The following is a 9,725-nucleotide window of genomic DNA, read 5'->3' on the forward strand; positions in this document are numbered from 1 at the left end:
TGAAAGCCGGAGTGTGGTTCCGCCGTGCTCGTCTGCTCATCGTCTCTCCTGATTCGCGGGTCAATCTTGCCCGCCGTCAGGCAGAAACTCCACTTATCGCGCTGTTCAGATTTGCGGGACCAGCTCAGATCACTTCGGCAACGCCGGCGGCGATCATCATCACGCCAACTAGCACCACACTCGCCACCGTCGCGAGCGCAACGCTACCAAGCGCCACGAACCCAGTGATCAGATAAACTACGCCGAGGGCGAAAACCCAGCCCCGCTTTGGTAGCGAAGCGGTGCCCGGACCAGCTCGAAGCCGCACGATATCAGACGAACTTGTCATGGAGGTCTCCGGTACCAAAGCTGCGCCGCAGCATGGCGCCTAGCCATCGCTTTGTTGCGATCAGGGTTGAGCTTGCGGGTCGTTGCGAGCAGCCGACTCAGTGTGCTTATCAATCTATTTGCTCGCCTGCTGGGTGCCATCCGCATCGTGACCTCCTCTCCTCGGGCTTGGACCGCATCCCAGGACGCGGGAGGACCACAGTACTAAGCCCGGCGAGGCGATGTCGTAGGCCGAGCAATTGGCGTGCCACGCTTTGCGAGCCGCGCGTCGAGAGCGAAACTAGTTTCTTCGTGACGCGATCGTGAAAACGCGGCCGTTTGTGGCAGCTTGCCGCCAAACGTCTTAAGTTCGACGCGCATGAACGCGACAACATGAACATCTTGCGCGTAGCGGCGATTGGCCTAACTGCATTCTCGAGGGGGGGTATGCGCGCCCACACGACGGAGTTGGACAAACACGAAGACCGAAAGCTGTCATCCATCCGGTACATTACCCTCCTCGGAGCCACTGGTTACAGTACTCCCATGGCTGAGCGCTCCAGAATCGAGATGGGGAGTGACGACCCTCGGCGAAAGCCGAACATTCCTCTTTGCAATGGAGAAGCATCATGTCCAGAGTCACAGACATTCTCGTTGCCTTTGATACGGAATCCATTCTTCAGAAGTACTCGAATCCGAGCAAAAGACCGGACAGCCCCACTCTCATTGACTTTCGCCATGTCTACATGATCACAAATCAGGACAACGTGATCAGTGGGCAAGCGGGCGGCGAGCTCGACCTGAAGGCCCAGGTCGGGGATTTGATTCGTTGGCGCGAGACCAGCCTCTCCCTTGGATTCGAGAAGTCAGTGATCTTCTACCGCTTCATCGGAAAAGTAGGGAACGAGCTGATCTCGACGCCGCCCCGCGGAAGGCGGAGGCCTCGTTCGCGCATCCCAATCCTAGCAATCCGTCCGTGCCGACATGTCAGACGATCGCCAATTACTATTGGTCCTCGGAAACTTTGAGTATCGGACGAGTTCCCTACCATTTCAACTTCATGGTCGTCGATCGCAATTGCAGCGCGCTGGGATACTTCTCGTGGGATCCGTTCATTAGCATCCACAATTGATGCGGATGATCATCAAGGCGTCGAAGGAAGCGCGCAGCGGGGCAACGGCCATGATCCCAACCACCCTCGACTCCGAGGGTGGCATGAAATGGCAGGTGCGGAGCTTGCGGTCCGGAGGCGTGCCGACCTCACCCGTCGTCCCTGGCGGATCGGCCTTCTCGACCAGCTGTCGCTTTTTTCGCGTAGTTCTCGAATGAGACCGATCCGCCGTCAGCACCATCCAGTTCGGCCGGTCCAAGCACTTGGCAAGCTCCGCGGTTGCCGAGTATCCCACGGTCGGGAGGAAGGGAAACAGCAATGGCCAAAGACAGACCTATGGGATCGCGCAGGAACACGCTGATGTCCTTTCCCCCTTTGAGCTTGTCCTGCGCCGAGCCTCGACCGTCGCGACGCCCAACTTCGATTTGTTGCAGCCGGGCAACCAAAGCATCGACGACCATTTCTGGCAGAGTCAAGTGCTGGCCGATGGCGTGGCGGCTTGCGATTTGAACTTCATGGTCTTGAACAAGGCCTGCTTGGTGCTGGGATACTTCCGAGGGAGGTGCCGTAGTCGGCCGCTCCGAGCGCGGTCGTTCAATCGATAGCGGTACGACGACCTCACCTCGTTTAGGTGGGCGAGATGAGCGAGACTCGTGCGTGGATAGACAACGTGAGGGACGCTCATTCCATGCATCAAGACAGACATCAAGACAGGCATGATGCCGCCTCCTATCAGCGGATCGAGGTGATCACGGGGGAGAGGCGACGGCGCAGTTGGAGCGATGCGGAGAAGGCGCGGATCGTGGCCGAGAGCGCCGATCCGGAGACGAGCATTTCCGAGGTGGCTCGACGCAACCGGGTGAACCGGGGACTGCTCAGTGTGTGGCGGCGCCAGGCGCGGCTCGCGTCGAGCGAAGCGCCGCAGTTCGTGCAAGTCAGGCTCGACGCCGCCGTCGAGGCGCAGCCGAACGCGATCGATAAGGCGCATGTTCTGGTGAGTCCGGCCGAGCGGATCGAGGTGATGATCGCGGGCGCGACGGTGCGCGTGCCCGTCGGCGTGGACGCCGCGACGCTGGAGCGCGTGCTGGCGGCGGTGAGGTCGACGCGATGATCTCGTTCGGTCCAATGGTCCGTGTGTTCGTCGCGACGCAGCCGATTGACTTTCGCAAAGGCGTTCATGGCCTGGTCGCGCTGGTAGCGGAGGGATTGAGCGGTAAGCCCTATAGCGGCGACGTGTATGTCTTCCGATCGAAGCGATCGGATCGTTTGAAGCTTCTGGTTTTTGACGGCTCGGGAATGGTTCTAGCGACGAAGTGGCTCGAGAATGGGAGCTTCGCCTGGCCACCTGCTCGCGAGGGTACGATGCCGGTGACGGGGGCACAACTGGCGATGCTGATCGAAGGTCTTGCGGAGTGGTCGCGTGTGGTCCCGAAGGTGACGAAGCAGCCGACGAAAGTTGCCTGAATCGTCTTGTTTTGCTGGCGATTGCGAGTGTGTTCGTGTAGCTCTGCGATATGGCGCTTCGCCCTGAAGATCTCCCCTCTGACCCTGCGGCTCTCGCCGAGATGGTGCTGGCTTTCGAAGGCGAGAACGACGATCTGCGCGCAGAGATCGCCACGTTGAAGAGCCTGATCTTCGGCGCGCGATCGGAGCGCTCGGCGATCGTCTGCGCCGAACAGATCGCGCTCGATCTGGAACGGACTGCGGGCGCGCAGCCTCCGGCCAATGACGACAAACCGGACGCGCAGAGACCGAAGCGGCGCAAAGCGAGGCGCAACATCGGCGCGCTACCGGCGCATCTGCCCCGGGTCGAGCGGGTGATCGAGCCGGCGTCCACGCTGTGCCCGTGCTGCACGGGACAGATGCATCGGATCGGCGAGGAGAGCAGCGAAGCGCTCGATCGGGTTCCCGCGTGGTTGCGTGTGCTCCGCACGATCCGTCCAAAATACGCCTGCCGCTCCTGTGAGGGCCCGATTGTCCAGGCCCCGGCACCGGCGCGGCTCGTCGAGGGCGGCATGGCGACGACGGCGCTGATCGCGCATATCGCCGCGGCCAAATATGCCTGGCAATCGACGCTCTACCGCCAGACGCAGATCCTGGCGGGCCAGGGTGTCGTCGTCGACCGTCAGACGCTGGCGCGCTGGATGGGGAGCGCGGCGTGGCTGGTCAGGGGCCTCTACGATCTGCAACTGAAGACCATGCATGGCTTCGAGCGGCTGTTCTGCGACGAGACGCCGATGCCAGTTCTCGATCCGGGACGCGGCCGCACGAGGATCTGCCAGTTCTGGGCGCATGCGACGGACGATCGGGCGTGGAAGGGTCCGGCGCCGCCCGCGGTCGCCTATGTGTTCGCAGGCGGTCGCGGCAAGAAGGAGATCGTGGCGCAGTTGGCCGGATTCGAAGGCGTGCTGCAAGTCGACGTGTGTGGACGCCCCGGTAAATGCAAGCAAAATCTCACTTCGGTACAGGCATGTGGTCGGGTGCTGACGTGTGTCCGGCCTCGTGATGCGACTTCGACACGTCGCGGGCCCTTATGGAATGCGTGGATCGGATTCAATTCGGCTACGCGTGCTTGTTGGCACTCATCGACTTAATGATTCTTCCAATCCAGTCTCTGACCGTTTGCCCATAATCCTCCGTTTGACCTTACCACATTCCCGACGTCTCGCTGCCTCTGATTCTGCGTTACGCAGTACCAGAAGCCGGAGCTTGATAGACGCCACCGTGGGCCATCAAGGCCCAAGCGATACGCGCCATTTGTTTGCCAAAGCGACTGCGATCAGCTTTGGGGGCTTCTTCGAAACCATTCTCGCCAGCCAGGATCCGGCTGGCGCTCCATATCGTCTTGCCCATCGCACCACGGCGGTTGCACCAAGAACAAGGAGGCGTCGAAGATCTCGTTGGCCCATCCTGGAGATTTGGCCGAGCCTGTCCTTACCTCCGGATGAATTCTGTTTAGGCGTGAGACCAATCCAGGCCGCGAAATCACGGCCTTTGGAAAACGTCTCCGCCGAGGGCGCTAAGGCTTCCATCGCTGTGGCGCAGATTGCGCCGATGCCCGGAATGGTCATCAAGCGTGAGGCGACATCGTCCTGTCTGGCACGAACCCGTAGTCCCTTCTCCAGCTCTGCGATCTGCTCCGACAGGGATTCAATATGCTCTAGGAGATCCTGGCAAAGGCCGCGGGCGAGATCGGGCAGGTCGTGATATGTTTCCATCAGCTCCTTCAAACGAGGGATGTGTCTGATACCCTGAGCGACGATCAAGCCGTATTCCATCAGATGTCCGCGTAACGCATTGATCGTCTGCGTTCGCTGCCGAACCAACAGGCGCGAACCTTGAATGCCATGGAAGAAGCCTGCTTCTCGGCGCTCTTGACGCCGACGAAGCGCATCGTTGGGCGCGACGCGGCTTCGGCGATCGCTTCCGCATCTGCAGCATCGTTCTTCTGGCGCTTGAGGAATGGCTTCACGTAGGAGGGATTGATCAGCCGGACATCGTGACCGAATTTACCGATCTCCTCGTCCCCAGTAATGAGCACTGGCGCAGGCCTCCATCGCGACCACACAGATTGGCAAGCTGGCGAAAAACTCGAGCAATCTGCCGCGGTTGAGCTTCTTGCGTAGAACAACCTTCCCGTCTGGCCCCGCGCCGTGGATCTGAAATACGTTTTTTGCCAGATCCAAACCAATGATGCTAATCTCGTTCATGGACGTCCTCCTTACCGGGTCTTAAACACCCGCACTTTGGCACATTTGATGCCGTCGGGGGGCGTCCACTCCATCGGCTATGCGGCCTACGCCTCGCTGGCCGGCGATGCGAAGATGTCGGGCCAGATCCAGCTGGCGTATTGTCTCGTTCACGCGCGCCGCAACTTCGTGAGGGTGCGCAAGACGACGAACTCACCCTTCGCCGCGGAGGTCATCGAGCGCATCGCAGCCGTCTACGCGATCGAGGAGAGGATCCGCGGTCTCGGCGCCGGGGAACGCCGCGCGGCGCGACAGGCCGAGACGAAGCCGCTGATGGAGGCGTTGAAGGCTCGTCTGATCGCGGTGAAGGACGGGATCTCCCGCCGCTCGACGCTCATCAAGGCGATCGATTACATGCTCGAACGCTGGCAGGGCCTGACGGCATTCCTGGATGACGGGCGGATCGAGCCGGACAGCAACACGGTCGAGCGATCGATCAGGCCGATTGCGATCGGAAAAAAGAACTCGTTGTTCAGCGGCGACGAAGGCGGGGGCGAGACCTGGGCGGTACTCTCTTCGCTTCTTAACACGGCCAAATTGAATGGCCTCGACCCCGAGGCCTATCTCGTCGACGTTCTCGAACGCATGGTGAGCGGCGCCACGAAGACCCACCAGCTTCATGAACTTCTGGCCTGGAACTGGAAGGCCGCGCGCGAAGCCGAAAAGCGTGCCGTGGCATGACGAAGCGGAGGCAACGGCGAGTAACGCATAAGCCGGTCAAGACGACGATGGCGGACTATGCCATGTCATTCGAGCGGCTCGGGCAATGGATGAGCGAGCGCGCCAGGTCGCCGACGCTTCGGCATCCGCGGGCGACGTCGCTCTCCATGCTCGACGGCGCAGTGGCCGCGGTCGTCGCTGGGCCGGTCTCGATGGCCTCCGAGGAATGGGTGTGCCCGCTCCTCGGCGTCGATCCCCACGCCTTCAATCACGACACCGAGGAGTTCTCGGCGATCGCTGCCACGCTGATGCGCCACAACGCGATCAGCGAGACGCTGTCGACGAGACCGGAGAGCTTCGAGCCGCTGTTCGTGCGATCGCCGGACGGCGACGTCGACCCGCAGCCTTGGTGCATGGGCTTCTACGCCGTCATGAAGCTTCGGCTTCTCGTCTGGTCGCGGCTTCTCTCCCCGAACGGAACCGAACACCTTATGCTGCGGCCGATCCTGGTCCATTGCATCGATGACGCGGGTCGGCCCTTTCTGCCCCCGGCCCGGCGCACACTGGGAACACAACCCATCGTCCAAAACGCCTGGCGCGACATTCCAGCAACCGTCGAGGCCCTGCGGCAGTTCTGGATGCCTATACGCTTCAAGCGTGGCGCGTAGGCCGTCCGCGCCAAGTCCGTGGCCCTCTCGTACCGTTTACGTTCAATCCCGAACTCGGCTGGGAGTCCTGTGAGACCTCCTGGAATAGCCAGTTCTCGGGATGTCGCTAGGCCCGTTTAGCGGCTCAAATTTCATGTATCGACGAGGGTACTGGCCGTGATCGAGAAGGCCAGCCGCAGCAAGGAATCCTGGACTCTTAACTCGATGCGGCGCCGAGCCTTATCGGCGGCCCCTACACACGCCCCCGTCTTACTGCGGATGCATCGTCCGCCCGGAACGAAGTGGGGGGATGCGGCTCGTCCGTCGAAGCTTCGCCGCGAGCGGGAACACTTGCATCCAATGGCGGACGAACGGTCGATACGGCCGGAACGAGGACACGCGGAGCAGCTGTAATCAGGAAACTGACTCGCTGTCGATGCGCTGACCTTTGTCATGCTAATGCGCTCGAAGGGCGCGCAGGAGGGGTAACCGCGATTAGACATTTTCGGGTCAAGCCACTTAATCAACAATCGGCGGACAGCATCCGCGACCGCCCCGACATGCACTTTGCCCATCGACCGGCCGCTCAGGCGGCGCTTGCGACCCCGTCAACTATCAACCCTTGCAGTTGATGGAGGTGGCGGAAACGTGGCAATCGTCGTCGATACCCGTCGGGGGCGTCGAATTCGAAACTGGGGTTCAGAAGAATGAAACAATTGCTGGCGGGCTGCCTACTCTATACGAGGCACCCCAGTTTGTAGCCGACGTTGATAAGTAAGCTGGGGACTTTGGCGGGTGGCAAGCTTAGCGATGCGGATCATGAGTAGCATGTCGAACACGATTTAAAGTCGTGCCTGCATTGCGGCCAAGCAATTACCGACCAACGAAAAGCGCTGCTCGCAGCTGCTTTTGACGACAGACTCTCCAAGTTCGTCATCGAACTGAACACTGCCACGCAACATGCAGGTAGCTGCGTGGAAGCGCTGGCTGCCGCGAAGACCGCGATACCTGCCGCTGCTCAGCTGTCAGCCGAATTTCAAGCGCAGTTTAAAGCTGCCGTCCTAACGTTCACCGCAGCATTGGATGATGTCAGACCCCTGATGCTGACGGTATTAAGTGCGTTGCGGGAGCGAAAGGACGCGCCGACCCGTCCAGCATCAGAAAAAGGGCTCGAGAAGCAATTCGTCGCCATTTCGTAGCTACCAGCGCCGACGAATATGCGAAACACGTCAGCGGGATTTCCAATGCTACAGCGAAGGAAGCTGCGGCTAAGGAGAAAGTCGAAAAGCTGGAAGGGGACATAACCGCGTCACAGTATCCGCCGCTTCGAACGACAACGGGTCGCCCTATACATACACCAGCGCGACAGTCGGCAGGCCAGGGTGTCCGCAGGCACCCAGATATCGGTTGTGTTCGGCTTGGCTGAAGATGGAAACGCAGATTTCATATGCTTCCCGCATTGGTCTCGTTGCCAATAGCGCAGCGGCGGTTTCCGGCATCGGGATGGATGCGACGAACGCATTCATCGGCCAAGGAGTTCTTGCGGGTGGGCCGAACACAACGCAGGTTGGTGGAACGGCCGCCTATTCCGCTCCGCCTTTGCTTGGCTTCCACGTGTTCTCGGCCAACGAGCAGGGAGACAGTACCAACGCAAACAACATCAATGTGGCCAGCCAGAATGCATTCAGCGTTCTAGCGAGGATGTAGCGTTGGTGCGAGCGCGACGCGACAAGCCATTCTTTTGTCGGAGTCGCGCACTACTTTTCATTTTTAAAACATGGAGAAGTTAGGTGGCAATTGGGACAGTGAAGTGGTTCAACCCGACAAAGGGGTATGGGTTCATTCAACCGGATTCGGGCGGCAATGACGTCTTTGTCCACATCTCCGCGGTTGAGAAGGCTGGTTTTACTTCGCTCGCAGAGGGCGCAAAAGTCAGCTTCGACATCGTGAAAAATCGCGGAAAAGACTCGGCGGAAAATCTACGAATCGAGTGATGCACCACCCATTGTGTTGCTCAACAGAAAGGCCGCAGTGGTACGCCGCTGCGGGCGGCCGAGGAGATCGATCGGAATTGGCCGATGGAAGGCGCTATTGTTCGCGTGGGCGTTCGGGCTTGCAGCCTTGGTACTGTTCGTGGCGCTATACCTGCCCTGGCAGTGAGTTGGCGACTCGCGACGGCGCTGCCTGCGATCCGAGACTGATTGCCAAGCCACGTGAGGCTACGACCAGTCCTGGTAGTTGTGCCACGCCCATTTCCGATAGATGTATCCCATCGTCAGATTCTTTCGCCGCTGAGGCTGGCTGCGTAGAAGTTAGCGGTGCGTGGTAGGGACAGCGCTCTACCTCCAACGCTTCGGGCGCCGAGTCACGTTGCCGCTAACGTTCCCGCTGTTTAGGTCGCGCGGCTGCCACCGTGAACCCGGTGTGATCCTTGAGGCTATCGATTACCTTGAGCGCGGCTTCGAGTTCATCTCGAAGACGCTTCGTAATCCGCAGAATGCCGCTCGCGAGCTCCTGAATATCGCCGACATCCTCGTCGACCCCGAGGGGAGCCTCGAGAAGCGGAACCATTGGGAGAAAACCAGCCACGCGCTCTTGGTTGCCCCCGTTCGGCTCTCATGTCCTAAAGTTTTGCGAAGCGCCAGCATTGGGAGCCGGACGGGAAGCTGACGAAGCCTACATTCGCAAAGCAACTGTCCCCTTCTTTCATCCGGTCGGGACTTGCCGCATGGGAGCAGACGATCGAGCGGTTCTCAGCCCTTCTCTTCAGGTGAGGGGCACCGAAAACTTGTGGGTCGCGGACGCCTCCATCTTTCCTCGTCATATCGCTGGGAATACCAACGCGACGTCTATTATGATCGGAGAAAGGGCAGCAGATCTCATCCATCCGTAAGTCGTTATTCCGTAAATCCAAGTTGGAGAAAATCCGTGGCGCATAGGAAGGATGGGAACAGGCACGCATGCATTCGACATCTGTCGTGCTCACTTAGGATCGCACGACCACGATCGTGCGCGTTATCCTAATTGTGTCGCGCGCCATGGAAAACTGCCCCCTCATATTGCTCAGATGACAATGTTACCGAAGCGCACCCTCCCTGAATCAGCTGCCGCGAGTCCGGGCAGGCAGAGCTGGCCCCGGTTGTTTGGACAGTGCCCCGCGGAAATTAAGTGGATTCCTGCCAGGTTACACTGAATGCGGGGCTTTGCGATTTTGTCGTTGCGTCGGGAGGGCGTAGCCCGACCAGAGCAACG

General features: G+C 60.0%; 13 protein-coding genes and 2 pseudogenes. 11 read left to right on the forward strand and 4 right to left on the reverse strand.

Annotated elements, in window-relative coordinates; translation table 11 throughout:
* Positions 1-127: 127 nt before the first annotated feature.
* Positions 128-328: pseudogene (locus AC066S_RS37975) on the reverse strand (HdeD family acid-resistance protein); the annotation flags it as partial.
* 607 nt (positions 329-935) lie between these two features.
* Between AC066S_RS37975 and AC066S_RS37980 the strand changes: the two are divergent.
* Both AC066S_RS37980 and AC066S_RS37985 read left to right on the forward strand, forming a co-directional pair.
* The gene (locus tag AC066S_RS37980) at positions 936-1,334 is read left to right on the forward strand and encodes an AidA/PixA family protein (protein ID WP_209311906.1); all 399 of its coding nucleotides are present in this window, start codon (positions 936-938) and stop codon (positions 1,332-1,334) included.
* On the forward strand, positions 1,283-1,438 hold the full coding sequence (locus tag AC066S_RS37985) for an AidA/PixA family protein (protein ID WP_347338660.1): 156 nt from the start codon (positions 1,283-1,285) through the stop codon (positions 1,436-1,438). The genes AC066S_RS37980 and AC066S_RS37985 overlap by 52 nt, the downstream gene beginning before the upstream one ends.
* Positions 1,439-1,566: 128 nt before the next feature.
* Here AC066S_RS37985 and AC066S_RS37990 read toward each other — a convergent pair whose 3' ends face one another.
* The gene (locus AC066S_RS37990) at positions 1,567-1,878 is read right to left on the reverse strand and encodes a hypothetical protein (protein ID WP_235884946.1); all 312 of its coding nucleotides are present in this window, start codon (positions 1,876-1,878) and stop codon (positions 1,567-1,569) included.
* 227 nt (positions 1,879-2,105) lie between these two features.
* Here AC066S_RS37990 and tnpA point away from each other — a divergent pair, with 227 nt between their 5' ends.
* The 3 genes from tnpA to tnpC (AC066S_RS38005) all read left to right on the forward strand — a co-directional run bounded on the left by tnpA (position 2,106) and on the right by tnpC (AC066S_RS38005) (position 4,011).
* A complete protein-coding gene (gene tnpA, locus AC066S_RS37995) occupies positions 2,106-2,528 on the forward strand; it encodes an IS66-like element accessory protein TnpA (protein ID WP_235884945.1) in 423 nt (140 codons plus the stop codon).
* Entirely contained in the window at positions 2,525-2,881 is a 357-nt protein-coding gene (gene tnpB, locus AC066S_RS38000; RefSeq protein WP_126262118.1) for an IS66 family insertion sequence element accessory protein TnpB, read from the forward strand. Before tnpA ends, tnpB begins: the two co-directional genes overlap by 4 nt.
* Positions 2,882-2,982: 101 nt before the next feature.
* Positions 2,983-4,011 carry an IS66 family transposase gene (gene tnpC, locus AC066S_RS38005; RefSeq protein WP_164719150.1) on the forward strand — a complete coding sequence of 343 codons (1,029 nt, stop codon included), beginning with the start codon at positions 2,983-2,985 and terminating at the stop codon, positions 4,009-4,011.
* A 91-nt stretch (positions 4,012-4,102) separates the two neighbouring features.
* Here the strand turns inward: tnpC (AC066S_RS38005) and AC066S_RS38010 are convergent.
* Positions 4,103-5,127 (reverse strand): annotated as a pseudogene (locus AC066S_RS38010) (IS110 family RNA-guided transposase).
* Here AC066S_RS38010 and tnpC (AC066S_RS38015) point away from each other — a divergent pair.
* From tnpC (AC066S_RS38015) to AC066S_RS38035, 5 genes are all read left to right on the forward strand, one after another.
* Positions 5,071-5,847 (forward strand): IS66 family transposase, encoded by a 777-nt coding sequence (gene tnpC / locus AC066S_RS38015; RefSeq protein WP_126262120.1) that lies wholly within the window; start codon positions 5,071-5,073, stop codon positions 5,845-5,847. The pseudogene AC066S_RS38010 and the gene tnpC (AC066S_RS38015) overlap by 57 nt on opposite strands.
* 47 nt (positions 5,848-5,894) lie before the next feature.
* A complete protein-coding gene (locus tag AC066S_RS38020) occupies positions 5,895-6,494 on the forward strand; it encodes a UPF0149 family protein (protein ID WP_135167559.1) in 600 nt (199 codons plus the stop codon).
* A gap of 953 nt (positions 6,495-7,447) precedes the next feature.
* The gene (locus AC066S_RS38025) at positions 7,448-7,672 is read left to right on the forward strand and encodes a hypothetical protein (protein WP_235884944.1); all 225 of its coding nucleotides are present in this window, start codon (positions 7,448-7,450) and stop codon (positions 7,670-7,672) included.
* A gap of 229 nt (positions 7,673-7,901) precedes the next feature.
* Positions 7,902-8,180 carry a hypothetical protein gene (locus tag AC066S_RS38030; RefSeq protein ID WP_126262122.1) on the forward strand — a complete coding sequence of 93 codons (279 nt, stop codon included), beginning with the start codon at positions 7,902-7,904 and terminating at the stop codon, positions 8,178-8,180.
* An 83-nt stretch (positions 8,181-8,263) separates the two neighbouring features.
* Positions 8,264-8,467: a cold-shock protein gene (locus tag AC066S_RS38035; RefSeq protein WP_104466254.1), complete on the forward strand. Its 204-nt coding sequence runs from the start codon at positions 8,264-8,266 to the stop codon at positions 8,465-8,467.
* A 382-nt stretch (positions 8,468-8,849) separates the two neighbouring features.
* Here AC066S_RS38035 and AC066S_RS38040 read toward each other — a convergent pair whose 3' ends face one another.
* Positions 8,850-9,044: a hypothetical protein gene (locus AC066S_RS38040; protein ID WP_126262123.1), complete on the reverse strand. Its 195-nt coding sequence runs from the start codon at positions 9,042-9,044 to the stop codon at positions 8,850-8,852.
* 76 nt (positions 9,045-9,120) lie between these two features.
* Between AC066S_RS38040 and AC066S_RS38045 the strand changes: the two genes are divergently transcribed.
* The gene (locus tag AC066S_RS38045) at positions 9,121-9,366 is read left to right on the forward strand and encodes a GMC oxidoreductase (protein ID WP_349644831.1); all 246 of its coding nucleotides are present in this window, start codon (positions 9,121-9,123) and stop codon (positions 9,364-9,366) included.
* The last annotated feature ends 359 nt before the right edge of the window (positions 9,367-9,725 follow it).

The organism is Bradyrhizobium sp. CFUWI (genome assembly GCF_056429085.1).